Raw genomic sequence first — 25,187 nt, 5'->3', positions numbered from 1 at the left:
TCTTTGGGGGACAGCCCACACTGAAAGAGGCTGGCGTGACCTGCAACAAGACCCGCCCCCTTAGCTATCTTCCATAGCCGGGACGGGCCTTATGTCAGGGGCTAAGCCGCAGATAATACCGGGCCTAGAGGGCAGCGGCTTCCTTAGTGGCTTCTTCTGCCGCGACCCACGAAAGCATGGCACATTTCACGCGGGCCACAAATTTGGAGACACCGGCAAAAGCTGCAGCATCGCCGAGCGCTTCCTCATCGGGTTCAATCTGACCGCGTGAGCGGAGCATCTCGCGGAAGTCATCAACAAGTTTTTGGAACTCTTCTACGGTCATGCCAGGGGCCATCTCCGATAATACAGAAGCCGCCGCCATGGAGATTGAGCAGCCGTCGCCTTCCCAGGAGACCGACTGGATAAGGGGTTGGTTGGTATCAAGAATAATCCGCAGGTTAATCTCGTCACCGCAGGTTGGGTTGTACTGGTGGTTGGTGGCTACCCGTGCCCCTTCTGCCGGTTCAAGCAGGCCCTCACCGCTGCGCTGTTTGGAATGTTCAAGGATAATTTGCTGATAAAGCTGTTCTAGGCCGCTCATTACAGTATCTCTTCTTTCGTCGTAGGTCTTAGAAATGGTGCAGACTAAGCACCCGCCCTCCCGGGTTCTTGCGGAGAGGGTAAGGGACTACAGCAGGTCTTAGTCGGTATACCCGAAGTAGGGGCGTACCTTTGCTAGCTCTTCAATGAAACGCTCAACGTCCTGGGTGCTCGTGTAGATGTAGGCTGATGCTCGCGTTGAGGCGGTGACGCCTAGGGCGCGGTGGAGGGGCTGGGCGCAATGGTGACCCACACGAACCGCAATGCCCTGCTGGTCCAGCAGCTGACCCACATCGTGCGGGTGTACCCCATCGACATGCACGGAGACAAGCCCAGCACGCGGCTGCCCCACTGAGGGACCCAACAACCGCACACCGGGAATCTGGCTCACACCCTCAGCTAGGAGCTGCCCCAGGTGAGCTTCCCAGGCGTGGACGCGGTCCATACCTAGGTGTTGCAGGTAGCGCACGGCCTCGGCCCAGGCAACAGCCTGGGAGACCCGCTGGGTACCGGCCTCAAACTTGATGGGAGCAGGCATCCATTCAGCTTCGGTCATGGTGACCTTGGTGATCATAGAACCGCCCGTGAGGAATGGTGGCAGAGCCTCTAAAAGTTCATGCCGGCCGTACAGGGCACCGATGCCGGTAGGTGCCAGCATCTTGTGCGCAGAAAACACCGCAAAATCAACGCCGAGCGCTTTGACATCGACCTGCATGTGGGGTGCAGACTGGCAGGCATCGAGAACGGTTAGCGCCCCCACCCGCTCTGCCAGCTGGACCATGAACGCCACATCGGTCATGGAGCCAGCAACGTTAGAAACATGGGTGAAAGCTAGGACGCGGGTACGCTCTGTGACGATATTCTCCGCCGCCTGGTAGTCAATCAGCCCATCTGCCGTCACCGGGACATAACGGAGGGTTGCCCCGGTGCGGGCCGCAAGAATCTGCCAGGGAATAATGTTGGCGTGGTGTTCCTGCTCCGTAGTGATGATTTCATCACCGGGCTTGAGCGCAAAAGCTCGGGCGGCTTCTGCCCCAATACCGTCAGATGCGTTGCCCAGGGAGTAAGCCAGGAGATTCAGGGCCTCGGTGGCGTTTGAGGTCCATACCAGCTCGTTCTCCGCAGCTCCAAGGAACCCAGCTACCGTGCGCCGGGCGTCCTCAAAGGCATCGGTTGCATCAACTGCTAGGGTGTGGGCACCGCGGTGAACCGCAGAGTTAGCGCCCAGATAGTAGTTGCGCTCAGCATCAAGGACCTGAAGAGGATTCTGGCTCGTTGCACCCGTGTCGAGGTAAATCAGCGGTTGGTCGTTGACCGTGCGGTCAAGAATGGGGAAATCCTTACGCACTTCGGCCACAAGATCATCTGTGAGTTCCACCCCGGCCGGGGTGCGGTACTGGCTAGCCACTGATATCTGCCCTTCTTTCGAATCCTGCCTGTATAACGGCATGCTTTTATAGCCTATTCCCAAAAAAGGAAGAAAGGTAGTTAGGTGGGGCTGGCCTATTCCAAGTTCACAGCATCTAGGCCTGGTCCCTCTTGACGTGAAAATTTTGTTGGGCCGCAAGAAGCCCATCAGTGATCAGCAGTTCAAGGGCCTGCGCCGAATCAGACACCAGAAAGGGGAGCTCTTTCTTCTCAAGTTGTGAGAAGGGCCTGAGAACGAAATCTGCGGTCTGCATACGGCCTGGGGGTCGGCCAATCCCGGTACGCACCCGATAGTAATCTTTGGTTCCCAGTGCCTTGGTCATGTCGCGGAGCCCATTATGCCCGCCTTCTCCCCCACCGATTTTCAGTTTGATAGTGCCGAAGGGGATATCCAGTTCATCGTGTACTGCGATAATCCGCTCAGGCTCAATACCGTAAAATCGCGAGAGTTCTGCCGCGGGGCCACCCGAAAGATTCATATAGGTTAGAGGCTTTGCCAGGATCAGGCGGGGGCCTCCCATGCCCAGACGTCCTTCTAGCACTTGGGCACGAGCTTTCGTGTGCTTCTTAAAGTTACCGCCAACCTCACGCGCTAATTGGTCTAGGACCATCTGACCTATGTTGTGACGGGTTGCAGCGTACTCAGTACCGGGGTTCCCCAGACCGATCACGAGCCAAGCCTCTGCCATGTAACTCACCTTTCTGAGCTGATGATACAAAGAGGGTCTGCGCCGTAAATGCTACGACGCAGACCCCTGAGGTTAGAAACCTCTAAACTTATTCAGCTTCATCTACCAGGGCATCAGCTTCGGCACCCTCAGGAGCGTTTTCGCCTTCTTCGCCGGTTTCGGGAACGTCAAGTTCCTCGGGCTCAGAAACGTTAACGATTAGAAGTTCGGGATCTGCTACCAGGGTAACGCCGGCGGGCAGTTCAATATCAGATGCATGAACGTGCTGACCGATTTCGCGACCTTCGATGTTAACAACCAGGCTCTCGGGGAGCTTGAGGGCATCTGCTTCAACCAGCAGGAAGGTTTCTGTCTGGTTTGCGACAGCGCCAACTACAGGCTCGCCCTCAACATGGATGGAAACTTCAATCTGAACCAGCTCGCCACTCTTAACGGTCTGCAGGTCAAGGTGCTGGAGTTCGGGGCGGATGGGGTGACGCTGGATGTCCTTGATCATGACAAGGTGTGATTCACCTTCGATATCGAGTTCGAGGATAGCGTTGTCAACGCGAGCAGCCAGGGTGGTTGCGTGGCCGGGCATGATAACGTGCTTGGGCTCTTCGCCGTGGCCGTAAATTACTGCGGGGATGTCGCCTGCCATGCGGATGCGACGAGCGTAGCCCTTGCCGAAGTCGTTGCGGGGTGTTGCGGAAATCTTGATGGTATCTGACATGGTCAGCCATCCTTTCTATGGTTAGGAGTGATGCGCCAAGTGGTGTAGTGAACTGGCGCCAGAAATCACTTTCTAACCAGCCACCGTCAGGTTCGGACCTACCGTCTATAAGACGGTATTCCACTGCCTTGGCCTGTCGCACTATTCAGTGCAACTTTTCAAGTATGACCGATTTCGGCGGCAAAGACAAGAAAAGCGCTGTGGTCTTTATAGGTCACCACAGCGCTTTGCCCTGTTTTAGTGCTCTGCCATGTATTCTGCAAGGGCTTCCCCGTGATTACGGGGGGTGAAGCCCGCTTCGATAATTTTTGACAGGTCCATTGCGGAGTTGGTGGGGCGGGGCGCGAATACCTCAGCCTTGGCGAAGTAGTCTGCCGTGCTGACAGGGCGTACCCGGTCAGCCGAGTGCCCGCCTGCTTCAAAAACAGCTTGAGCGATCTCTGCCCAGGTCACTACATCACCGGTGTTCGAGACATGATAGGTGCCGTAGTCACACTGATTTTCGAGCAGGTGCACAATGGCACCGGCCAAATCGCGGGTGAAGGTCGGACGCCCGTGCTGGTCGGCAACCACCGTGGGGTCGATGCCCCGCTCAGCTAGTGACTTCATGATTTCGATGAAGTTCTTACCATCGCCCATGACCCAGGAGGTTCGAACAATATAATGGCGGGCTACAGAGCGGGCCGCCATTTCACCAGCAGCCTTGGACTGACCATAGACACCCAGCGGAGCCAGCGGTGCATCCACTGCGTATTCCTGCCCCAGTGGCAGGCTACCGTCAAAAACATAGTCGGTGGATACGTGTACCAACGGAACCCCGGCCTGATCGGCGACACGGGCAAGAGCGGCGACACCGGTGGCGTTAGCAGCCCAGGCATCGGCCCGACCCTGGGCGGTCTCTGCCAGGTCCACAGCGGTGTAAGCCGCCGCGTTGATGATGCCTCGTAAGGAGCGCCAACGATAGGCCTGCACCCACGAATCGGGGTCGGCCAGGTCAAGCTCATCACGGCCGGCGGCCAGGTAGGGAGTACCGCTTGCCTCAAGCTGTTTGACCAGTTCACGGCCCAACTGGCCCTTGGCACCAACCACCAGGAAGGGAGCGGGGGCAAGGGGTTCTACCTGAGCCAGACGGGGGTGGTTCTTGTCCTTCTCCGATAGCTCAGCATCTTTAAGAGCAATGGGCCAGTCGATAGCTACGGTCTCATCGGCCAGGTTCAAGAAGGAGTACTCGGACTGGGCATCAGCCGACCAGTGATCGTTGACCAGGTAAGTGTAGGCGGTGTTATCTTCTAAGGTCTGGAAGGAGTTACCCACACCGCGTGGCACGAACACCGCGGTGTCGGGGCCGAGTTCTACGGTCACGGTTTTACCGAACGATTCTCCGGCGCGCAGGTCTACCCAGGCACCAAAGATGCGGCCGGTTGCCACAGAGACATACTTATCCCAAGGCTCAGCGTGAATACCCCGAGTGGTGCCCACTGAGGCGTTAAAGGAAATGTTGTTCTGAACGGGTCCGAAATCGGGCAGACCGGCGGCCAACATTTTCTCCCGCTGCCAGTTCTCCTTGAACCAACCACGGTTATCACCGTGTTGCGGAATATCAATGACCAGCAGGCCGGGAATCTCGGTGGTGTAAACAGCAAGGTCTTTGGGCATTACTGACCAGCCTTTGCGTATTTAGCCTCAACCTCAGCTTTGAGGGGCTCCCACCAGGCGCGGTTATCGGTGTACCAGGCGATGGTGTCAGCAAGCCCAGCCTCAAAGTTGGTGAATTGCGGCTCCCAACCAAGTTCTTCGCGCAGGCGGGTGCCGTCAATGGCGTAGCGCAGGTCGTGACCGGGGCGGTCAACAACGTGCTCAAAAGCGTCCTCAGGCTGACCCATCAGGCGCAAGATAGTACGAAGCACCGTGATGTTGTTCTCTTCACCGTTTGCACCGATGAGGTAGGTCTCACCGATAGCACCCTTTTCCAGAATTGTATGAACAGCGCTGGAGTGATCTGATGCGTGAATCCAGTCGCGGACGTTCAGGCCTTGGCCGTAGAGTTTGGGCTGGATACCTGCCAGGATATTGGTGATCTGGCGAGGAATAAACTTCTCGATGTGCTGGTAGGGGCCGTAGTTATTGGAGCAGTTAGAGATAGTTGCTTCAATACCGAAAGAACGTACCCAGGCACGCACCAGCAGGTCGGAACCGGCCTTTGTTGAAGAGTATGGTGAGGAGGGATTATAGGGGGTAGTCTCAGTGAACTTAGCGGGGTCATCAAGCTCAAGATCACCAAAAACCTCATCGGTTGAGATGTGGTGGTAGCGGGTCTTGTGCTGACGCACGGCCTCTAGGAGGGTGAACGTACCCACCAGATTAGTATGAATAAAAGGGCTGGGGTCGTTCAAGGAATTATCGTTGTGTGACTCTGCAGCATAATGGACGACTGCATCAGCCTCTCTCACCAGAGGGTTGACGACGTCCATATCTGCGATATCGCCTTTAACCACTTCACACCGGTCAGCAGGCAAGCCAGCCAGTGACATTTCATTGGCGGCATAAGTCATTTTATCGAGGACAAGAACACTATGATCAGTTTTTTCAAGAAGATAGTGAACAAAGTTTGAGCCGATAAAGCCGGCACCGCCGGTAACAAGAATTTTTCCCATGAAGCTAACAATAGTGGTAAATCACCTCAAAGTAGAGGCTATGTTAGCCCCACGAGATGTGGTGTTCATGCCACAATGGAAACTATGAAGGGAATTTTACTCGCAGGGGGTACCGGTTCGCGCCTCCACCCCATTACGCTCGGCATCAGCAAACAGCTCACGCCTGTTTATGACAAGCCGATGATTTACTACCCCATTTCGACCCTTATGTTGGCCGGAATCCAAGACATCCTGATTATCACAACGCCCCAAGATCAGGAGCAGTTCAAGCGGCTTCTCGGTGATGGTTCGCGGTTCGGTGTCAATTTCAGCTACCAGGTTCAGCCCTCTCCAGATGGACTTGCTCAGGCCTTTATTCTGGGTGAAAGCCATATCGGAAATGACACCGCAGCCCTTGTGCTCGGTGACAACATTTTCTACGGCCCCGGTTTGGGCAATCAGCTCCGCAAATACAATGATGTGGATGGTGCTGCTGTTTTTGGTTACCGTGTTTCGGACCCCACTGCCTACGGTGTTGTTGAATTTGACGATAATTTCAGAGCTATTTCTATTGAAGAAAAGCCAGAAATTCCTAAAAGTGATTACGCAATCCCTGGCCTCTACTTTTACGATAACAAGGTTATTGAATACGCCAAGGCCATTAAGCCCTCCCCCCGTGGCGAACTAGAGATTACCGACCTCAATAGGATCTATCTAGAGCAAGGCAAATTGCAGGTTGAAGTTCTTCCGCGCGGAACAGCTTGGCTCGATACCGGAACCTTCGGCTCTCTTGCCGATGCAACAAATTTCGTCCGCACGGTTCAGGCCCGCCAGGGTCTTTCCATCGGCGCCCCCGAAGAAATTGGCTGGCGCATGGGTTGGATTGATGACGACCGGCTTGCTGAACTTGCACGACCTCTCGCTAAAAGCGGTTACGGCAAGTACCTGCTGGGCCTTCTCAAATAAGAGATATTTAACATTGCTGGTGTCTTGGGGTGAGTTCTGACTCCTAGGACTGCCAAACAGCTGCTGTTAGAATCAAAACAAACTTTATTCTTTTTTCAACTGCTTTAAACTCACATTTAGGTTACTGATGACCATACTTGACTTCGTGCGAATGTTACGCGCCAATCTAAAATTTCTCATAGTAGGAGCCTTGATCGGGGCTTTGCTGGGCTTTGGCTACTCCCTCCTACAGCCCAAGGTTTACTCCTCGTCGTCAACTGGCTATGTAACCGTTGGGGACGGCAGCGGTATTGGGGACGTTATAGCCGGATCCACAGCAGCCAAGGAGAAAGCCAACGCCTACCTAGCCCTGGTTAATAGCGGTGCTGTTGCTGAGGAGATCGTCGCCGCCAACCCCAACCTGAACCTGAGCCGGGGACAGGTCCAAGGCAATCTTTCCGCAAGCGTTGATTCCAACTCCGCACTCATCAAGGTCTCAGCCACAGGGTCAAGCCCCGAGACGGCCCAGGCTCTAGCCAACTCTTCGCTGGAAGCTGTAGCCAAAGTTGTTAACGACATGGAAGGCTCAAGCAGCGTAAAGGTTATCCCGCTTGAGGATGCCAGCCTTAACCAGCGTCCGGTAAGCCCGGATACCCAGAAGCTGGTTCTGACCGGCGCTGCCGCTGGCCTGGGGCTAGTTCTAGTAACTATCCTTTTGCGCCGAACCCTTGATACCAAGCTCCGCACTCGCAACGATGCCACTCAAGCAACCGAAGCTGGGATCTTGGGAGTACTGCCTGTGTCAGACGAGCTTGATGAGGAGAACATCCTCAAGGCAGGTAAGGATCATGTTTCACAAGAAGCTATCCGCCAGATGCGCACCAATCTGCGCTTTGTTAATATCGATAATCCCCCTCGTTCGCTGATTGTGACCTCTGCCGAGCCCGGTGAAGGTAAATCAACCGTATCGACTTCCCTGGCCCGGGCCCTGTCCGATGCTGGTGAACCGGTTATTATTATCGACGCTGATCTTCGCCGCCCTACTATTGCCAAGAAGTTCAAAATTGACTCTAAGGTGGGTCTGACCCAGGTGCTAGCTGGCCAGGTCGAACTTGCCGATGCCGTTCGCCAGTTTGAGGACTCTCAGCTCTTCATTCTTCCAGCCGGCCGCATCCCCCCCAACCCCTCAGAGCTCTTAGGGTCCGAGAAAATGCGTCAGCTCATCGCTGAGCTAGCCGGCGAGTTCGTTGTCATTGTTGACGTCCCCCCGGTCCTTCCTGTTACCGACGCGGTCCTTCTCTCAACTGCTGTGGACGGTGTTGTGCTGGTCGGTACCGTGGGCAAGACCCGCAAGGAAAACCTGGCAGAAGCTACTGCCAACCTGCGTAAGGTCAGCGCTAAAATCCTGGGGGTCGTCATCAATAAGGCTCCCCGCACGGGTCTGGGTAACTCCTACTATGGCTTCGCCTACAGCTCCAATAAGGGTTACACCAGCTACTACGGCCAGGACACCACCAAGTCGAAAAAATCTAAGAAGGGGAAGAAAAGCTCAGCTAAGTCAGTTGAGTCCGCACCCCAGGAGTCTTAGAACTCAAATAGTGCTGTGAGGTGAGTTTTATGCCAGTCGTTTATGTAGCGACTGGCATAAACTCTATAACCCAGGGATTATCGGAGTAAGGTCTATGCCAAAAGAACAAAGTGCCCAAACATCAGCTGTCTCTGATGTTCCCCTTGCATTGCGTATCAGCCTTTCTCATGCTTATTTCCAGCATTTAGCTAACCGGCACGGCATCGATATTCTGCATGTGAAGGGTTATGCCTTTGCGCAGGAGGTCTACCGCCAGGGTAGGGTGAGCACAGATGTTGATTTGCTGGTCCGGCCTGAGCACCTACAGAAGCTCATAGAAGCTGCCCAGAGTGATGGCTGGGAAATCATTGCTCGGTTTGAGACAGGGTCAATCTTTGAACATGCTATGACCCTCTACCACGGGTCATGGGGGCTTGTTGACATCCACCGGTACTTCCCTGGAATCGGTGATGCTCAAGGCTCAGCCTTTGAAACTCTCTGGCAACAACGGCGAACGCGGGAGATAGCTCATTATCCCTGCTACCTGCCTTCTCTGACCGACTCCCGTATTTTTGTTGTAGTACACGGGGCGCGTTCCGAAAATGAGTACAAGGCCGATATTGAGTATCTTCGTAAGACCCTCTCCCCCGGTCAGTGGCAGGACATGAGAGATCGTCTACCGGCGCTGGATGCTGAACTTGCTTTCGCGGCTGCTCTGCAGGAGCTGGACAGTTTCAGGGGTCACCCTGACTATCTGCTCTGGAAGTCAGTATCGGAAAAGACCTCAACCTATATCCGGTGGAAGGCCCGGTTCATGCATGCCAAAGGGCTCAGGGCAAAAACGAGGGTGGTGTTCAGTATCGTGATGGTTAATAAAGATCATCTCGCCATGGAGCTAGGGCACCCACCCACCAAAGAAGAAATCCGCCAGAAGTTCTTCTCCCGGTTTATCTTCTGGAAAAAGAAGTCATGAAGGAACAAACCATGCGATACAGCCGCGCGAACCATATCGGCTTCATCATGGGGTTCGAGAGTGGGCAAAGCGCAGATGATGAAACCTATGTAGCGAATCTGCTGACCTCGGAGATTTCTGTTCTTCGCGGGCCCAGCGCCTTGATATGGGAGATTCTGGACTCTCCCCGTAGTTCCGAAGAGATTATCGCTGATATGCAAGATATCTACGGTGTGCCCCGTGAAACCGTGGCAGATAGCGTCCTCAACTTTCTGGACTCGTTAGTCCGGCAAAACCTTCTAGAGCTCACGGACTAAACCTAAAACTGATGAGGGCGGGGAACAGCTAGCTGTTACCCGCCCTCTCCTTTTAAGACCCGGTGCACTATTGCTTGACTTGTTCCCTGATTTGCTGGATAAACCGCTCCTCACTGAACTGGGAGATATGCTCCTGGATTCTCTGGGCTGAGTAGTCATCGGAACAAAAGTCTTCAACAGCCCGACGGATCTCAGGGGCTGTTGGCAGGTCGATGAAGGTACCGGTGATTCCCTCACGGATAGTGTCGAGGAAGCCACCTGCTTTAAGGGCAATGGTGGGCTTACCGAAGGCTCCACCCTCAAGCGGGGTGATCCCGAAATCTTCGTGAGAGACCGCTAGCAGAGCTCGCGCATGAGCGTAGGCGTACTGCATCTGTTCATCGCTAAGTTCAGATGCGAAAGCTATGTTGGGGGTGCTCATCGCTTTAAGATCATCCGCCATAGGTCCGGAACCGATGACCAAGAGTTTCTGGTCGAGCCCAGCAAAAGCCTCGACGGCATGCTGGATATTTTTGTAAGGTAGCAGACGGGAAACAAGCAGATAGTAGCCATCTGCCATGAAGTCTTCAAGACCCGGGATGGGACTCAGAGGACCGTTTGAATCCATAGAATGTGGGGGGAAAATTACCCTAGCTTGTTTGCCGTAGACATCAAAAATTCTTTGCTGGATGATGCTGGAGTTGGCTATATAGTGATCATGCCTGCCAGCAGCGCGCTGATCCCACCGACGCAAGAAGGGGCGCAAGGCTTTAAAACCTAACTCAATGGCCTTATTCATGCTGCTGCCCATATATTGATCCGTGAGGTAAATCCAGCGGGCAGGAGAATGGCAATAGATCAGGCTCTGTGCGGGAAGGTTGAACCCGTGGGCCCACCCGGTTGACGATACGATCACTCTCTCAGCATCAACTTTGAGTCTGCTCGAGAAGAAGGGAAGTAGCGGTAGCGCTAGGCGGTGGTCTTTACGGAAGAGACCCACCTTGTTAAGGGGAGAAGTGATAACGGTGCAGTTCTTGAACTCAGGGTAAGTCTTCTCTGGGTCATAGAGAGTGGTGTAAATGGGAGCGTCAGGGAAGGCCTTGTGCAGGGCAAGAACTACCCGCTCGGCACCACCACGCTGGGTGAGGTAGTCGTGAGCTATTGCGACCGGGTAGCTTGCCTCTGCCGCAGAAGTAGAACGAGAACGCATGGGGGTGGGTTCTTCTTTCAGCTAGAAATTTTTTTGTGCACGGTGGGGGTATCTTGTACCAGCATAGCTGGAGGATTCAACGACGAGAGCAATAATCTTTTCAGCTATTTGGGCAGGCACCCGCGGGGCCAGCCAGTCAACTAGATTTCCCAGATAGTTTACGCTTCTTTCTGTCATAAACTGGGCCATAAACCTCACTGCAAACCCCCAAACCCCTGAGGGTTTTATTGGTTTCAGCGCATCCTGACCGTGTTTTTCAAGAAATATATTTCGAGCAGAACCGGAAAAGAGCGCTCTGCGAGCTTTTCCTGCAGTTGTTGTTGCCGCAATATAGTGCCTTACTTCAAGGTCACGGGCAAGAACAAACTTTGCCCCAGCATCGGCGAGCATCTTGCCCATATCAACGTCTTCCCAGCCGTAGAGACGATATCGCGGGTCATAGCCACCTACCGTGTGGTAAAGCTCGGAGGGCATTGAGCAGTTGGCAGCCCAGTAGTGCCACCAGCCTGCGGGGTCCGATGAATAGGCATCGTCCCTGAACCTTTGATCGCGGTAATGTCCATAAAACTTAGCGTGAGGGGTATCGGGGAAGATGTTGTGCACAAGACCCATCACAGCACGCCGAGGCTGTTCCTGATGATACGCAATGTGTCTAGAAATGTATTCCTCGTTCATTTCGATATCGTCATCGCAGCGTATCAAAATAGCGGCGTCGGCGGCCCGGTAGCCTGCATTCAGGGCAGCGACCCTCCCCTGGTTCTGGTCAAAAACAATCATGCTGAGGTTAAGTCGTCCACGGTCAATATAGCGCTGGACAACAGCCGCTGAATTGTCGATATCGCCATCAAGGACGACAATAACCTGAAAGTTCTTTTCGGTTTGAGCTTCTAAGGCATCCAAGGGGTAGTGCAACTTGGGCGCTCCCCCGCGGCTTGGGATAATAACGGCGGCTTCGTAAGTCATTTTACTTCTTTACTTTCTCGACCAGTTGCAGAGCTTGGGGGACATTAAATAACCAGGGTACCCGCTTTTCTAAAAGCACAGCTGTAACCAGAGGTAATCCTACTCCAGTAATCAGTGAAATTACCATGAGAATAAAGGGGTTATCGACCCCGCTACGCACCAGTAAAATTCTGGTCAGTGGAGTAATCAGCAAATGCATGAGATAAATATGCAATGAATAACGGCCAATGAATTCTAGAGACGCAAAAGAGACCCATCGAGAGGCGGACGCAACGGCAAGAACAAGGCCCGTAACACCCGTAAGTGTTGCGATAATCCCAAAAAGAATACTTGAATCAGTGCGGTAGGGGTCATCAAGCGTGGGTGTAGAAATATCAAGATTCGACAGAACCATCGACAGGAAAACAATAAGGCTGGACAAAGCAACCGAGATAGTTACCAGAGGCCGTGCCTTATCGAGCTGGCCCATTCGCTCGGTGCCGATGAGCGAACCAACCAAAGCAAAAAGGTAAATCGCTATACCGCTACCGAAGATCACAGCATAGTTCACTCCCCACAGCGCTACGGCAAAAGTAGCACATACGGTCAGCGATAAGACTGCGCGAACTTTTGTTTCCCAGGGTCTGACGATAACGAGGCACCCGAAGATAAAGACCATCCATGGCAGGTACCATAGGTGCGCGAGAGGACGCGAAAGATTGGCAACATCAGCCCAGGTTGTTCCCCCATTGGAGAACCGCGCTCCCAGTACTTCTGCGGTGCCCTGTATCAATGACCACACCAGGTATAGATAGATAAACCCCATGATGCGGTTGGCAGCGTATACAAAGCTCCCCCGCCGTCTCCAGGAACCAGGTATATTCAGCCCAAATAGTAGGGCGAATAGTGGCATGTGGACGCTGTATAGAGCGATGTTAAGGTGCTTATACGCTTGGGGCGCATCTTGTGTCAGCCCGGCCTGCATAATGCCCAGGTTGATGTGACCAAGGACTACCGCAAGGATGGCGATTCCTCGGAGGGCGTCTATCCAACGAATACGCATACTACTTCTTTCTGAAAAGCCTGTTGGGCTATGCACTGGGTGGGACTGTTCCCAGGAACTGTTGCACCGTGTGTTTGCCGGCCTCCGGTGAGTAGTTCTCCTGCCACCGCCAATAAGCCGATAAGGCTTCGTTCTCTGCCTGCTCGGGGAACTCTATCAACTGGTGGGCTTTAGCTTCAATCATATGCGCTAGTTGATCGCTGTTGCCCTGCGCAAAAACCCAGGGGAAGTCTGGGCCTACGACTTCGGGTAGTGCCCCGGCATCGGAGACGATGAGAGGATGCCGGGCACTCATGGCTTCAGCTGCTACCAGACCAAAAGACTCATCAACTTCCGAAGGAACAACCAAAATATCGGTCTGTTCAAAGAGGGCTTCAGGTGTCACCCAGCCCAGTAGGCGGACCTTATCCCCCAGGCTTTCTAGTGACTCAGCAACAGTCATCTGGCTCTCTGAATCTATAAATTTAGCCTCACCGCCAATGACCAGTTCATAGGTGAGAGCCCCCGAGGCGTTTAGAGAACACAATGCCCTCGCTAGGGTATGGGTGCCCTTAATGGTGGAGGGCCTGCCCAAGAAGCCCACACGTACGGTGGAGGTTATCTTCTCTTGGGATTGCGGGCGGCCTGCTGCTGATGATACCCAGTTCGCGAGCACACGTGAGCCCTTGATTTTCCCAGCAATAAAGTTGCTGGGGACGATGACTTCAAGCGCTCCCCTACGAGCAATACCCAGCGCATACTTCTGTGCGCCTAACGGTAGCTGGTGCAGGTGAACAATACGGTTTTTGTCCCCTGCTGTCGCTAAGGAGGGCACTAGCCCGTTGCACCAGAGGAGTCCCTGCCGGTTGCGGGAACGCCAAAGGCGTAGCTGAGCCATATAGGCTTTACGGTTCTCAGCGGGTAGAGCCACTGTGGTAAAGCCTTCGTCCCGCGCCGCTTCGAGCAGTTCATCGGGCTGGCTGGGGGCAATCACGGTCACGCGGTGCCCTAGGGAACGAAGGGCACGGGCGATATTGAGTAGCATCACTTCGCCGCCACCAATCTCGCCGTTGTTGGCCGCTATGCAGATGTGTTGAGTCATAAGTGGTCTCCCAAACGGCTAAAGGTGATTTATAAGTGTTCCTGCAAAAAGCGTTTCAGCCCCGTGCTGAGTCTGCGTTCTAGTAGCTGGTAGCTGATGTAGGCCATTGCTACTACCGCGATGAAAGCAAATGCTCGACTGCCCCAAACCCCCAGAATATTCTGAGTTCGGTGAATAATGATACACTGGGATAGCCTTAGGCAAAAAGTTTACCAGGCAAGTTTTCCAAGGCGCCAGTTGCATTCTCTTATGAAATAAACAGCTGTTTCTAGGTTGCCCTAAGTTACAACGAAGTTCTTCTCTGCACCCTGCTTTTTTGGCCGTGCAGTCAAGCTCAGGGCAAGGCCAACAGCAAAAACCCATGGCAAGGTCAACATCACTTCGCCCAGCCGCCAACTACAAATAGCAAGAAATACAGTTGCCGCTTCGGCAGTCAAGACGCGTTGGCCCTTTACAATTCCGTGTTGCTTCCACATAAATACAGCCAGCAGGGTTAGCCCCGCGACCAGTGCAAGCCAGATAATACCGCCCTCGACCAGAAGGGTCCAATAGGAATTGTGGAAGAAAAACCTATGGTCCTGAATATTCACAGTTGCCTGACCCATACCCCAGCCTGACCAGGGGGCCGAAGAGACTTTCTCCCAGGAGGCCTCATCGATACGCGCCCTTAGTTGGTCGCTACCGGCCCGATCACCGAAAATGGGGTTATCCGCATAGTTTGTCTGAAGCCATTCGAAGAGCCAGGCCACAAAAGCCCCCAGACCAAACTTCACCACGATATTTGCTTTCTGAGCAAACAGAATCCACAAAACACCAATGAGTAAGCCCGCCATACTGGTGCGGGAACCGGTCTCCCACAGCATTGGTAAGAAAACAAGCAAGGTGATAATACGATGGCTTCTTTTGGGGAAGAGACCAAACATCAAAATGGGGATAATGCCGTAGTGGAGGCCGGATACGTTCTTATCATTCAGCCAACCTGTTAGCGCACCACTATAGTTATCCGGTGCGATACCGGCGTAGAAAGCAAGCGCATTGCCCACTAAACCAATAGCTAGACCCAAAATTAGCGACCTGAAATCGATACGGCGGTCAGCGATCAGCAAGAGAACTGCAATCAGAATCGAGATACGCGCTAGACGCCTACCCACATCGTCAGGGGTTGAGATACCGACGTTGAGTGACGTAATGGCCACGTAGGTTAGACCTACAAGAAGTACGGCTACAAAAAGACTCCGATTAGGCACATCAAAACGTGAAGGTTTGCTGATCCGCAAGAAGGTCAGGACAACAAGAAATATCAGACCCATGGGAAAGCCGAAGAAAGGGACCCCCATTGTTACCAGAAAAGCACCGGTGATTACTTCAACCATTACCAAGGAGCCTGTGCCCTCCGCAAGAATCTTTGCTTCTTGGCCCAGTGCAGCGGTAAATCTGCTCAGTCTCTCTTCGGCGCTACTCTTCTGTTCCTGTGTATCTGGAAGGCTCACAGTTCCCTACCCTTGTTATATGAGCTCACGATGCCCTCGGCCATGCGTGAAATAGATGTCCATTCAAAGTCTTTCTGCGCCCCGGTAGTTTGCACCATGCGCTGGGCAACCGTTCTTGCGGCGACCTGGCGGTTCATCTGGTTGAGCGAGGGCACAAGCTCCTTACCGTCCAGGATCTCGGGGTTGCCCCCAACCGCTGTTGCTACAAGAGCTAGCCCGGCTGCTTTAGCATCCAGCAGGGTATAAGAACAGTTCTCCCAGACCGAGAGCTGAACCAGCAGGTCTGATCGGCCCATAGCTTCGATGGGGTCCACAAAGCCGGGAAAACTCACGGAGCCCAAAAGCCCGAGTTCTGCAACCTGTTTCTGTAGGTCTTCTTTCAGTTGACCGCTACCGGCAATCTCCAAGGTAGCCCCCGGAATTTCCTGACGAACAGCGGCGAAAGCCTCCACCAGTACGTCCAGCCCCTTCTCAGGAGCTAGTCGAGAAAGCGATAGCACACGCAAAGCACCGGGGGCAGGCTGAACACGGCAGCTTTCAACGGCTGAGGCGACCCGAGCTGTATCAAGGCCGTTATAAACCACCGCAACCCCACGAGCACCCCACTTACCTTTCATCTGGTCAGCGGTGGACTGAGAAACAGCCAGCAAGCCATCTGTCCCCCACAAACGCACGCGGTGCACCAGCTCCATCACCCGCGAGCGCCAAGAAGTACCGTGGTAGACCGCGTCTTCCCCGGCAATACCGTGTTCGGTTGTAAATACCCGAGGTATATGGGTGCCCCTGCGCAGTATCTTGTTGACCTTGCGTAGGTTCACGGTCGCAGCGGCTACCACATCCGCATAAGCCAGGTGGCTGTGCACGATTGCTGGTTTGAGTTCGTCAATGACGGTGTTGAGGGTTGCCCGGGAAGTTGAGAATCCTGCAGCTGGCCCAAAATCAGCTTGGCGTACTTCAGCCCCGAGTTCTTTAAGTCGAACGGAAAGCTCCCCTGGCGGGCAGAGAACCACCAGGCGGTAGCCGGGTAGCCCGACCTCAGCGAGGTCGCTGATGTGCCGGGCTACACCACCAAAATCGGGGACCGGAACGCAGTGAAGCGCCACCGGTAGGTCGCTGTTTACAGCCACTTTTCCAGCCTATCCAGGGCAGTGAAGAAGCCCTCACCGTTGTTGACGTGGCCCTGCCAGATTTCGGGGATAAAGGATGAGTTGGGGGTAAGTTCGCGCAGCTGCTTGCCCAGCGCGGCCCAGTCCACGTCGCCTTCGCCCACCTGGACGCCTTCGCCGTCCACGCCCACACCGTCAACTAGGTGCAGGTGGATAGAGCGGGGGGCCAGCAGGTCCACGGCTTCTGACAGCGGCATCTTGAGGAAGTTAGCCGCCAGCATGGTGTGGGAGATATCCAGGCAGAGGGCGGTGTTGTAGGTATCGGAGAACTCTGCGGTGTCCTTGGGGTCAAGGAAGAGGTTGTGGTACTGCTGGCCACCCATGAGCCAGGGGTAAGGGGGCAGGGTCTGAGCAGCAATTCGCACGCCGGAGGTGTCCAGCTTAGCCAGGGCCTGGCCGATACGCTCGTATTTGTCGGCACGGGCGGCCGGGGCAATGTGGCCGTCCTTGGTGAAACCGCCCATGGTGACAACCATGACCGGGTCATCATCTAGGGTGAAGTAGCGGGTCAAGTCGCGGGTGATGTCGATGGTGCGCTGGACCTCGGCAATGGAGCGTTCCCAGATTTCCTGGTCGCGTGAGGCTAGGTCTACCAGGAAGTCCCCGGCGAAGAGGTCGGGCAGGTGGGTGGTGAATGACATGTCTAACTTGCGGTCAAAGACATCGTCAATGTTGACTTCCAGGTCCTTATAGCTGAAGTGGAATTCAAGGAAGTCAGGCTTGGCTTCTGAAATCAGCGGCTTGTAGTCGTGGTAGCGAACGGGCAGGCCCCAGGGGCGGTCAAATTTGAAGTCGCGGCGGGTCACCAGGTCGTCTTTGAGATCGCCCTCGAAGAAGAAGGAGCCGGCCTCAACCTCGCGCTGCATGGTGCGTCCCAGGAGCTGGGGCAGGTAGTTGGGCTGCAGGCCACGGCCAGGTGACTTGACCTCAACGTCGGCTTCGGTGACGACCTCGCCCTTGGCGATAGTACGGGTAGCCACCAGTGACTTAGCCAGGTTCACACGGTTCATAAGCTCACCTGTGGATACTTGGCGGGGTGCGGCGGTACCGATGGACTCCTCAACCTCACGAATCTGCTGGACCATAGCCTTGAACTCTTCGGGCAGCAGGGAGACGGTATGGTCGTTGCCCTCAAGGGTCTTGTCAATGGTGAAGTGCTTCTCAATAATCTTGGCACCGCGAGCAACAGCAGCGATGGGTACATGATAGCCGCGTTCGTGGCCGGAGTAGCCAACCAAGCACTGGCCGATTTCTGCCAGGCGGTCCATATAGGCCAGGTTGACATCCTTGAAGGGCGCAGGGTAGGTGGACTGGCATTGGAGTAGCCCATAAGAGGCACCGAGTGAACGGAGCAGTTTGACCGATTCACGGATCTCTTCTTCGCGGCTCATGCCGGTTGAGATCAGCATGGGCAGGCCCCGTGAGGCCATGTCACGGAGCAGGTCGTGGTTGGTTAGGTCTGCTGAGGCAACCTTGAGGCCCTGTACACCGTAATCCACCAGAGCCTGTACGGAGGGGGCATCCCAGGGGGTGCACATGATGTCCATGTCGTGCTGTTTGACATGGTCGAAGACCTCATACATCTGATCTACGGTGAAGGAGAAACGAGAGAGCAAATCGAGGGTGTACTGAACGCCCAGGTCCTCGCCTGCTGACTTGGAGCCTTTCTGGCGGTAGAGAGCGTCCATGTCACGAAGCTGGAACTTAACAGCATCGGCACCGGTATCAACGGCCAGGTCTACCAGGCGCTTAGCCAGGTCAACGTCGCCCTGGTGGTTGTTGCCGATTTCAGCAATGATGAAGGCTGGTGAGTCCTCGGAGATCTCGGTGCGGCCAATACGCAGGACGTTCTGCTCATCCATGGCGATAGCGACCAGGTGGCCGCGCTCATCGACCAGGGGAAGGTGGCTAATCCCCTTGGCAAACTCCTTCTGAAGTTCAGCGGGCTCAGAACCAACCGGTGCGGTCTTGACGCCCAGGTGAGCGACGTCAAGGGCGCTGGTTTCCAGCGAGGCGGTGGGGTTGGCAATCAGCCAGCGCCGGAAGTCGCCGTCGGATAGCGAGCCTTTGAGAACGCCGGATTCATTGACCAGGAAAATGATGCGCTGGCCGTTAGCGGAGATTTTGTGGAGGGCGGTTAAAACCGGGTCCTCTGAGAAAACGATGTAGGGGGTGATGTTACGTTCGATAATCATGGGGGATTAGCCTTTTTTCTTGTGCGAGGGTGCGAGGGTGGTAAGAAGCTGGTGTTCAGCGAGGGAGAAGTCAATCATGGCATCAATGTCCACGCCTTCTACCTCATCGAGAATGAAGAGCTCAATCTTTCCGCCCAGACGGTTATGGAGGCTTTCGTAGAGCTCTGTGCTGGTGATGTACATGGAGCCGTTTTCGCGGTAGCGGAAGGTCTCACGGGTGAGTTCCTGCCTGCGAGGCCGATTCATGACTTCGTATTGGGCTGTCGGAGGCTCTGTTGCCGCCCAGATGAAGGGGCCGATGGGGATAACCCCCACCATGGAGTCCGAGTCTGAGTCTGCGAACTGGCGGATAGCCCGTTCCAGGGTGCCGGGTAGGCGGACGGGGCTGGTGGCCTGCAAGAGCATAACCGCATCCGGCCGTCTGCCGTCCTGCGTGTAGAAGTCAATCGCGTGCTCAATCACCGGTTCGGTTGCGGTGGTGTCCTTAGCCAGGTGGGCCGGGCGGATAAAGGGCACCTCTGCCCCGTATTCACGGGCAGTATCGGCTAGTTCGGCGTCGTCGGTGGACACCACAACGTCTACTGTATGTTCACCTGCCAGAGCTTTCTGCGCCTCAAGAGCCTGCTCAATGGTCCAGGCAACCAGCGGTTTCCCAGCGATAGGCTTGAGGTTCTTGCGCGGGATTCCCTTAGACCCGCCGCGAACGGGTATCACGCAAAGAATACGCATGCTGTCTAGTTCTCCAATGATTGAGTGAGGATATGTGCGATGGTTTCCGCCGGTTCACGGCTCGGAAGCTGAGGTGCCGGGGTCGGTTCGCTCCCCCAGGGGCTCATGCCGTAGCGCCCCCAAAAATCCTGCAACCACTGCGGCGGATGCGGGTGGTAGACCCAAGCTGGAACCCCGCGAATAGCGGCTTCTAGCACTCCTGTTGAAAATACAGAGACCACCGGGGAATTCAGCGTATTGAGGGGCTGATGATAAGAATCTATCTCTACACCCATTTTGGCCCACAACCTATGGGTAAGTACAGATAATTTATCTTTTTCACCGGGATGGGGCCTGTACCTGGCTCCGTGCTGACGGCAAAAAGTGTAGCCAGCGCGTGCAAAGGAGGCGCGGGGTAGTTCTGCCCCGTGCATTTGGCCTAAGAAAACAGGCCGATCTTGAAGTGGGTGCTGAGCAATCTGAGGTGCTCTCTGCGCCGCATCATAGAAGAGTTGCGAACCTACCACGCGGTAGTCCACATCGCTTCGTCCTGAAATCCAAAACCGTGCGTCGTCATCAGAAAAAGCTAGCAAAGTGCAGTTGGCAGGTAGCGGGGGGGCATAAGGTGTAATAAGTCCGTGTTGAACCACCAGGTAGGTGGCTTTTTGTTGACGGGCAAAACGGTAGGCGGCAGCACCTAGTGGTAAGTAGTGCCCTGCGGCCAGTACCTGTTGCACTGTGCATAGTTCGGAAAGCTCTGCTTCAACAATCGTTTGAGTTGCCCAGCCCTGACCGGGTAGATGATCGCTGACATCCTGTAGCGCAAATACTGCCATTGGAAGATCGGTGAGAAACTCCAAGGGACGCACCAAAGAACTCATAGTGGTAGGTGAAGTTGAATCCAGCACCACCAGAACCTGGGGTTCACTGCCGCGAACGTGAAGGACCCCGCTGACCAACTCCGCCTCGTCAGGAGCACCAGAACCTGAAACCAGACCCGAAACAATCGTGGGCAGATTCCGTACCATTCCTTTGAGCCTACGTAGACCGTCGGCCTGTTGCTGCCACTCGTACCAGGTGGCTAGGTCTTCGGGAATATTCAGACCATACTTGGTTACTTCCACAGCACCTCCAAGGCCTTGATACGATGGTCAAAAGTGTGTTCGGCCAAGGTACGTTTCTGCCCAGCCTCGCGAATCTGCTGTGCCCACTGCTGGTCCGCCAAAATGCGTTTGCACAGTTCAATGAGCTCATCCCCAGACTCGTATGCCAGGACTTCGGTTCCGACCTCGTAGTAGCGTGAAACGTCGGTACGGTCAATGATTTGTAGACCGCCCACACCGGATGCCTCAAAGGTACGCATGGTGAAGCCATCCTGATCCCCATGGATATTGAGGGTTGCGGGGGAACCTGCCATCAGGCCATAGGCCTCAGACCGGTCCAGGTCGCGGCCTGCAGGCACACCGGAGTCTTTCAAGTTCCGGGTACGTGCAACGTCCCACCAGTGACGCGACCACTGTTTTCCGTAGGCTTTCACGGGGACACCAGCGCCTTGCAGCTGGTTCAGCATCTGTTCGCGCCCCAGGTAACGGGCCCCCACAAATGTAATGTCGTGGTTTGGCTGAGGCCTGAAATGCATGGCAGAGTCAAATGCAAGGGGTACTTCCACGGCATCAAAACCCTGGCCTTTAAGATTCTGGACGTCCGAAGGGCTATAGCTGGCTATGGGGCCGAGCACCCCCAGATCGAAGTCCTTATCTGAGTAGCGCATACGTCGGAACTCGTCGTACATCCAGGTAGCGTACCGGGTGCAGGATTCCTGGAGGGAATGCCACCAGGCATCGCCTAGCTGGTCGCCTTTGACAACCAGAACGATATCGGGGTGCTCTTGGGTAAGCCGTGCGATGGCTTTATGGGTTACAAGGTTCTCGAACGATGCCGGCCGGAAACGCTCCGGCAGATCGTGCAGGGCCTTGTTCCGTACGCGCTCAGCTAGGTTAGTGGGCACATCGTACAGGTGACTAATGACCTCGTAGCCTTGCTTGCTGAGGGAATCAGCAATTGTTTTCCAGTAGCCGTAGAAAACAGGAGAGACCAAAAGAAGTTTTGGTTGCTTCATTTATTCGGCTAGCCCTCGTTCGGTAAGTTCTTCAAGAGCGGTATCCCAGGCTTCGCTTTTCGCGCCAGGAACGGTCCAAGACTTTTGAATGAAATCAGCGATAGATTGGCGTGCGGTCCAACGGGCCTTGGGGGCCCCGAGAGAGTAGGCAAAGCTCATATCGGCCAGGGCGTGGTTGATGTCGCCAGCTCGTTTAATCTCAACGTGCTCGATAACGGACTGTGAACCGCCGGGGACAGCGTCGATAGAGAACTGTGCCAGCTGGTCCAGGGTGATACGCTCACCGGAACCCAGGTTCAGAGTGCGCGGTGACTCTTCGATAGCCGGGGAGTTTTCCAAAGCCCAGACGATGAAACGGGCGACGTCTTCTACGTGAATGAAGTCACGGGTTGCGGTACCGTCACCGTAGACAGAGAGGTTTTTACCTTCGCGGAGGCGGGCTAGGAAGGCTGCAAGAACACCGGTGTAGGGGTTGTGCAGGGCCTGGCCGGGGCCGATGACGTTCTGGGGGCGAATAACAGTTGTGGGGACCTGACCGCTGGTGACCTCCCGGACAGCCTGCTCGCCCTGGGACTTGGTTTCGCCGTAGACGGAGAGGGGGTTGTGGTCATCGTTTTCGGTGGTGCCGCGGTCTTCGAAGCCTTCGCCGTAGACGGCGCGGGAGCTGAGCGAGATAAGCGGTGCATCCCATTTAACGGCGTACTGGGCTGCCAGGCGGGTACCTTCCACGTTCACGCGGCGGTAGCGCTCGGTTTCGTACATGGACTGGGCGGTGCCGGTTTCAGCGGCCAGGTGAATGATTGCATCGGCCGGTTCCAGGGCTTCCCAGGCTGCTGGGTCGGACACGTCCCCCACGATGATCTCACCGGGGAACTTCGCTTTTTCTGCCTCGATATCCTGGTGGACCTGTTCAAGGAGGTTATCGAGGGCAAGAAGGGTGTGCCCCTGCTCTGCCAGGTGGGCTGCTACCTTAAGGCCGATGAAACCGACGCCGCCGGTAATAAGAATTTTCATAAGATTAACTTTCTAAGCGTTAGATGGAGAAGTGATGGCGCGGGCTGGAACACCAGCTACGGTGGCACCCACAGGCACATCTCTAGTGACGACGGCACCCGCTCCCACAACCGCATTATCACCGATCGTTACACCACCAAGAATCACTGCATTCTGGCCGATAAAGACATGTTCACCGATTGTGATAGGACCTGTTCCCTGTACCTGAGCCAGGTTTTCTTTCAGATGTTCTGCAGAGTTGATCAGCACGTTATCAGCAATGACTGTATTGGATCCGATGGAAACCTGGTCATAGGCGTGGATATGGCACCGGTGGCCGACGTAAACGCTATCCCCTATCATTAGTTCCCCCTCGGCTTCAGCCTGCAACCAGCACCCTTCAAAGATAGAGACATTTTTACCAAGGCTGATGTTCTCTAGGCCTCTAAGTTTCAGGGGCGAAACAATGACGCTTTTTTCACCAAACTTTTTGAATGCTGCCGAATAGAGCCTTCGAGAAATCAGGCTAGATGTTTTCCACCGCAGGGAAGGTATTTTCTCAACGATAGTTCGTCTTATCATGATGCCACCTTGAGATAGGAGAGTTCCTGGTTCAGTATTTCTTTTGCCTTAACTCCGGGACTCCGGACTTCTCGAATCCTATTCACGGCAAAGTTAGCGTAGCTGGTCAGCTTCAAAGCAACGATGAGCTTCTTTTGCTCATCCCATTTCTGTGCATATCTAAAGCGAGACTCAAGAAGCCAACGGCGGCGGCGGGTACTGTCACCGCTGGAACCGCCACCAAGGTGTTCGACCGTAATCGTTCCGTCAAAGACTCGGGGAACCCCCCGGTCACGCAGGCGGCGTTGCAGGTCTACCTCTTCACAGTTCATGAAGAATGACTCATCAAAGCCACCGATCTCCAGGAACAGCTCTGTCGGTAGCATCATGCAGGCACCGATAACCCAATCGGTTTCAACGACTGCTCCGGTTGTGCATTTGAGGTCATGGCCCACCATACGGTGCCAGAAGCTGCTTGAGCGGAAACGCGCTAAGGGGGTGAACCATTCCCACACATAGTGAAAGGTCGTGGGGAAGGCACGGCCCACCCACTGGCCAATACCCTTGTGGTCAACTACCTGGGGGCTGACCAGAGCATGCCCCAGGCGTTCACCGGAATCAACCATAGCCTGTAAGAAGTCAGGCTTGATAGTCAGGTCGCTGTTGAGGATAAACAACCAGTGGCCGGTGGCCACGGCAGCCCCTGAGTTCACAGCGCTACCAAACCCGCCGTTTGTCTCCCGGCAGACAAGGCGCACTGCCTCGGTCTGGGGAAAGGGCTCAGGTGAGCAATCGTCCGCAACAATAATCTCGAACGAGTAGCCGGTATCTTGGTGCTTCAGCGCATCGATAAGTTCAAGGGTTGGCTCCGCTGAACCGTAGTGCGGAATAACGATAGAAATATCCAACACCGCTTCCTTCCGCTGGTGGTCGGGATGAGGATGAGGGTGATCAGGGCACCTTTCTCCCCTGATCTATCACGCGAAGAGCGATAGACAGCTGTTAACATGTAAAATTTTAATGCAAGTTGCTTGAACCATTTTACACGTCAATTATTCGATATCCTGGGGATTGTAGTTGCTCTAGTTGTTACCTCTACCTCATAAAATATCTGTATGAACGACTCCTTTCAAGTGATAAAATCTTCGCAACTTCTCCTGTTCGAAAGCCATAAGGAGAGCTACACGCCAGAATAATAAGTTTAGGGATTGGAAGGAAAACAACTCACCCGATACACAAATATACTGGGGTCTCTAAGACAAATAACAAGCCTGAGCAATACCACTTTGGCGCTCTAGGATATTTGTATTCAGGGGTAAGAGCAGTTCCGAAAATATGCTCATCGCGGCCATTGCTACTTTTAGTTCGAAAGCAGGCGCTTCAGGACTTGAGCTAAAATCCACCACACTGCAAGAACACACTGCCTCCGCTATCTTAGTATCCCAGGCCCGGATAGTGGGAAGCTCAATAAGTGAGTTCTCAGCAGTCGCAGAGATCACTATTTACCAGCCTACATTTCACCTCATGTGCATTGCCGAAACCTGTCTTTCAAAAGGATATTGAGGGAAGAACTATACACCTCGAATATCCGTGAATTCATAAGCCAGTTTTCCATAATCTACCCAGATTATTCAAAGAACAAATCTCGCAAAAAAAATAATTAACCAGGATAATATTATTGATATTGTCCGTGGAGGACCAGTGTTCCAGGGATTCCACCAAGCGCAAAGAGTCTGGTTGGAGCCAAAAAGGCTACGTTAATAGCCGATTGTCGAGTCTAAGACGATCCGACGATTGTGGTCAGTGGTACCGAATTGCGCCTAAGCAAGACTGGTCTAGGATCCTTCTCACCTCT

Annotated in this window: 23 protein-coding genes; 4 read left to right on the top strand and 19 right to left on the bottom strand. The window is 54.4% G+C overall.

Going from position 1 to position 25,187, the window contains the following annotated elements; genetic code table 11:
• Positions 1-124: 124 nt before the first annotated feature.
• The 6 genes from sufU to rfbB form a co-directional block, all read right to left on the bottom strand.
• Positions 125-583, bottom strand: a complete 459-nt coding sequence (sufU, locus tag ACN08V_RS02735; protein ID WP_419104459.1) for a Fe-S cluster assembly sulfur transfer protein SufU — start codon at positions 581-583, stop codon at positions 125-127.
• Positions 584-682: 99 nt separating this feature from the next.
• The gene (locus ACN08V_RS02730; protein ID WP_419104458.1) at positions 683-1,990 is read right to left on the bottom strand and encodes a SufS family cysteine desulfurase; all 1,308 of its coding nucleotides are present in this window, start codon (positions 1,988-1,990) and stop codon (positions 683-685) included.
• Between the two features lie 115 nt (positions 1,991-2,105).
• Positions 2,106-2,699 carry an aminoacyl-tRNA hydrolase gene (pth, locus tag ACN08V_RS02725; protein WP_419104457.1) on the bottom strand — a complete coding sequence of 198 codons (594 nt, stop codon included), beginning with the start codon at positions 2,697-2,699 and terminating at the stop codon, positions 2,106-2,108.
• 88 nt (positions 2,700-2,787) lie between these two features.
• Positions 2,788-3,411, bottom strand: a complete 624-nt coding sequence (locus tag ACN08V_RS02720) for a 50S ribosomal protein L25/general stress protein Ctc (protein WP_419099851.1) — start codon at positions 3,409-3,411, stop codon at positions 2,788-2,790.
• 237 nt (positions 3,412-3,648) lie between these two features.
• Complete coding sequence (gene rfbD / locus ACN08V_RS02715) at positions 3,649-5,067, bottom strand: dTDP-4-dehydrorhamnose reductase (RefSeq protein ID WP_419104456.1); 1,419 nt, start codon at positions 5,065-5,067, stop codon at positions 3,649-3,651.
• Positions 5,067-6,065: a dTDP-glucose 4,6-dehydratase gene (gene rfbB, locus ACN08V_RS02710; RefSeq protein ID WP_419104455.1), complete on the bottom strand. Its 999-nt coding sequence runs from the start codon at positions 6,063-6,065 to the stop codon at positions 5,067-5,069. The genes rfbD and rfbB overlap by 1 nt, the downstream gene beginning before the upstream one ends.
• An 84-nt stretch (positions 6,066-6,149) precedes the next feature.
• Here rfbB and rfbA point away from each other — a divergent pair, with 84 nt between their 5' ends.
• From rfbA to ACN08V_RS02690, 4 genes are all read left to right on the top strand, one after another.
• Positions 6,150-7,010 (top strand): glucose-1-phosphate thymidylyltransferase RfbA, encoded by an 861-nt coding sequence (gene rfbA, locus ACN08V_RS02705; RefSeq protein ID WP_419104454.1) that lies wholly within the window; start codon positions 6,150-6,152, stop codon positions 7,008-7,010.
• A gap of 127 nt (positions 7,011-7,137) precedes the next feature.
• On the top strand, positions 7,138-8,577 hold the full coding sequence (locus ACN08V_RS02700; protein ID WP_419104453.1) for a polysaccharide biosynthesis tyrosine autokinase: 1,440 nt from the start codon (positions 7,138-7,140) through the stop codon (positions 8,575-8,577).
• A 94-nt stretch (positions 8,578-8,671) separates the two neighbouring features.
• Positions 8,672-9,529, top strand: coding sequence for a nucleotidyltransferase family protein (locus tag ACN08V_RS02695; protein WP_419104452.1), 858 nt, complete (start codon positions 8,672-8,674; stop codon positions 9,527-9,529).
• A complete protein-coding gene (locus tag ACN08V_RS02690; RefSeq protein WP_419104451.1) occupies positions 9,526-9,825 on the top strand; it encodes a PqqD family protein in 300 nt (99 codons plus the stop codon). The genes ACN08V_RS02695 and ACN08V_RS02690 overlap by 4 nt, the downstream gene beginning before the upstream one ends.
• Positions 9,826-9,892: 67 nt before the next feature.
• Here ACN08V_RS02690 and ACN08V_RS02685 read toward each other — a convergent pair whose 3' ends face one another.
• The 13 genes from ACN08V_RS02685 to ACN08V_RS02625 form a co-directional block, all read right to left on the bottom strand.
• The gene (locus tag ACN08V_RS02685) at positions 9,893-11,014 is read right to left on the bottom strand and encodes a glycosyltransferase (protein WP_419104450.1); all 1,122 of its coding nucleotides are present in this window, start codon (positions 11,012-11,014) and stop codon (positions 9,893-9,895) included.
• A 21-nt stretch (positions 11,015-11,035) separates the two neighbouring features.
• Positions 11,036-11,977: a glycosyltransferase family 2 protein gene (locus ACN08V_RS02680; protein WP_419104449.1), complete on the bottom strand. Its 942-nt coding sequence runs from the start codon at positions 11,975-11,977 to the stop codon at positions 11,036-11,038.
• A gap of 1 nt (position 11,978) precedes the next feature.
• Positions 11,979-13,019 (bottom strand): acyltransferase family protein, encoded by a 1,041-nt coding sequence (locus tag ACN08V_RS02675; RefSeq protein WP_419104448.1) that lies wholly within the window; start codon positions 13,017-13,019, stop codon positions 11,979-11,981.
• A 28-nt stretch (positions 13,020-13,047) separates the two neighbouring features.
• Positions 13,048-14,100, bottom strand: a complete 1,053-nt coding sequence (locus tag ACN08V_RS02670) for a glycosyltransferase family 4 protein (protein WP_419104447.1) — start codon at positions 14,098-14,100, stop codon at positions 13,048-13,050.
• Positions 14,101-14,378: 278 nt separating this feature from the next.
• Positions 14,379-15,590 carry an O-antigen ligase family protein gene (locus tag ACN08V_RS02665; protein WP_419104446.1) on the bottom strand — a complete coding sequence of 404 codons (1,212 nt, stop codon included), beginning with the start codon at positions 15,588-15,590 and terminating at the stop codon, positions 14,379-14,381.
• Positions 15,587-16,717 (bottom strand): glycosyltransferase, encoded by a 1,131-nt coding sequence (locus tag ACN08V_RS02660; RefSeq protein ID WP_419104445.1) that lies wholly within the window; start codon positions 16,715-16,717, stop codon positions 15,587-15,589. The genes ACN08V_RS02665 and ACN08V_RS02660 overlap by 4 nt, the downstream gene beginning before the upstream one ends.
• Complete coding sequence (locus tag ACN08V_RS02655) at positions 16,708-18,951, bottom strand: N-acetylneuraminate synthase family protein (protein WP_419099865.1); 2,244 nt, start codon at positions 18,949-18,951, stop codon at positions 16,708-16,710. The genes ACN08V_RS02660 and ACN08V_RS02655 overlap by 10 nt, the downstream gene beginning before the upstream one ends.
• A 6-nt stretch (positions 18,952-18,957) precedes the next feature.
• Positions 18,958-19,680 carry a cytidylyltransferase domain-containing protein gene (locus ACN08V_RS02650; RefSeq protein WP_419099866.1) on the bottom strand — a complete coding sequence of 241 codons (723 nt, stop codon included), beginning with the start codon at positions 19,678-19,680 and terminating at the stop codon, positions 18,958-18,960.
• A 5-nt stretch (positions 19,681-19,685) separates the two neighbouring features.
• Positions 19,686-20,783: an RNA-binding protein gene (locus tag ACN08V_RS02645; protein WP_419104444.1), complete on the bottom strand. Its 1,098-nt coding sequence runs from the start codon at positions 20,781-20,783 to the stop codon at positions 19,686-19,688.
• On the bottom strand, positions 20,774-21,778 hold the full coding sequence (locus tag ACN08V_RS02640) for a CgeB family protein (RefSeq protein ID WP_419104443.1): 1,005 nt from the start codon (positions 21,776-21,778) through the stop codon (positions 20,774-20,776). Before ACN08V_RS02640 ends, ACN08V_RS02645 begins: the two co-directional genes overlap by 10 nt.
• Complete coding sequence (locus tag ACN08V_RS02635; protein ID WP_419104442.1) at positions 21,779-22,792, bottom strand: NAD-dependent epimerase/dehydratase family protein; 1,014 nt, start codon at positions 22,790-22,792, stop codon at positions 21,779-21,781. It lies immediately after the preceding gene.
• A gap of 12 nt (positions 22,793-22,804) precedes the next feature.
• Entirely contained in the window at positions 22,805-23,353 is a 549-nt protein-coding gene (locus ACN08V_RS02630; RefSeq protein WP_419104441.1) for an acyltransferase, read from the bottom strand.
• Entirely contained in the window at positions 23,350-24,243 is an 894-nt protein-coding gene (locus tag ACN08V_RS02625) for a glycosyltransferase family 2 protein (protein WP_419104440.1), read from the bottom strand. The genes ACN08V_RS02630 and ACN08V_RS02625 overlap by 4 nt, the downstream gene beginning before the upstream one ends.
• Positions 24,244-25,187 lie beyond the last annotated feature (944 nt).

Source organism: Rothia sp. P5766, assembly GCF_048513555.1.
Taxonomy (GTDB): Bacteria; Actinomycetota; Actinomycetes; order Actinomycetales; family Micrococcaceae; genus Rothia.
Note: the sequence above shows the minus strand (reverse complement) of the source record. Positions and strands in the feature narration are given on the sequence as shown.

What these genes read in the sequence shown, in the direction of transcription:
- sufU (WP_419104459.1), bottom strand. Translation starts at nt 583, where the DNA reads ATGAGCGGCCTAGAACAGCTTTATCAGCAAATTATCCTTGAACATTCC.
- pth (WP_419104457.1), bottom strand. Translation starts at nt 2,699, where the DNA reads ATGGCAGAGGCTTGGCTCGTGATCGGTCTGGGGAACCCCGGTACTGAG.
- ACN08V_RS02720 (WP_419099851.1), bottom strand. Translation starts at nt 3,411, where the DNA reads ATGTCAGATACCATCAAGATTTCCGCAACACCCCGCAACGACTTCGGC.
- rfbD (WP_419104456.1), bottom strand. Translation starts at nt 5,067, where the DNA reads ATGCCCAAAGACCTTGCTGTTTACACCACCGAGATTCCCGGCCTGCTG.
- rfbB (WP_419104455.1), bottom strand. Translation starts at nt 6,065, where the DNA reads ATGGGAAAAATTCTTGTTACCGGCGGTGCCGGCTTTATCGGCTCAAAC.
- rfbA (WP_419104454.1), top strand. Translation starts at nt 6,150, where the DNA reads ATGAAGGGAATTTTACTCGCAGGGGGTACCGGTTCGCGCCTCCACCCC.
- ACN08V_RS02700 (WP_419104453.1), top strand. Translation starts at nt 7,138, where the DNA reads ATGACCATACTTGACTTCGTGCGAATGTTACGCGCCAATCTAAAATTT.
- ACN08V_RS02695 (WP_419104452.1), top strand. Translation starts at nt 8,672, where the DNA reads ATGCCAAAAGAACAAAGTGCCCAAACATCAGCTGTCTCTGATGTTCCC.
- ACN08V_RS02690 (WP_419104451.1), top strand. Translation starts at nt 9,526, where the DNA reads ATGAAGGAACAAACCATGCGATACAGCCGCGCGAACCATATCGGCTTC.
- ACN08V_RS02685 (WP_419104450.1), bottom strand. Translation starts at nt 11,014, where the DNA reads ATGCGTTCTCGTTCTACTTCTGCGGCAGAGGCAAGCTACCCGGTCGCA.
- ACN08V_RS02680 (WP_419104449.1), bottom strand. Translation starts at nt 11,977, where the DNA reads ATGACTTACGAAGCCGCCGTTATTATCCCAAGCCGCGGGGGAGCGCCC.
- ACN08V_RS02675 (WP_419104448.1), bottom strand. Translation starts at nt 13,019, where the DNA reads ATGCGTATTCGTTGGATAGACGCCCTCCGAGGAATCGCCATCCTTGCG.
- ACN08V_RS02670 (WP_419104447.1), bottom strand. Translation starts at nt 14,100, where the DNA reads ATGACTCAACACATCTGCATAGCGGCCAACAACGGCGAGATTGGTGGC.
- ACN08V_RS02655 (WP_419099865.1), bottom strand. Translation starts at nt 18,951, where the DNA reads ATGATTATCGAACGTAACATCACCCCCTACATCGTTTTCTCAGAGGAC.
- ACN08V_RS02650 (WP_419099866.1), bottom strand. Translation starts at nt 19,680, where the DNA reads ATGCGTATTCTTTGCGTGATACCCGTTCGCGGCGGGTCTAAGGGAATC.
- ACN08V_RS02640 (WP_419104443.1), bottom strand. Translation starts at nt 21,778, where the DNA reads ATGAAGCAACCAAAACTTCTTTTGGTCTCTCCTGTTTTCTACGGCTAC.
- ACN08V_RS02635 (WP_419104442.1), bottom strand. Translation starts at nt 22,792, where the DNA reads ATGAAAATTCTTATTACCGGCGGCGTCGGTTTCATCGGCCTTAAGGTA.
- ACN08V_RS02630 (WP_419104441.1), bottom strand. Translation starts at nt 23,353, where the DNA reads ATGATAAGACGAACTATCGTTGAGAAAATACCTTCCCTGCGGTGGAAA.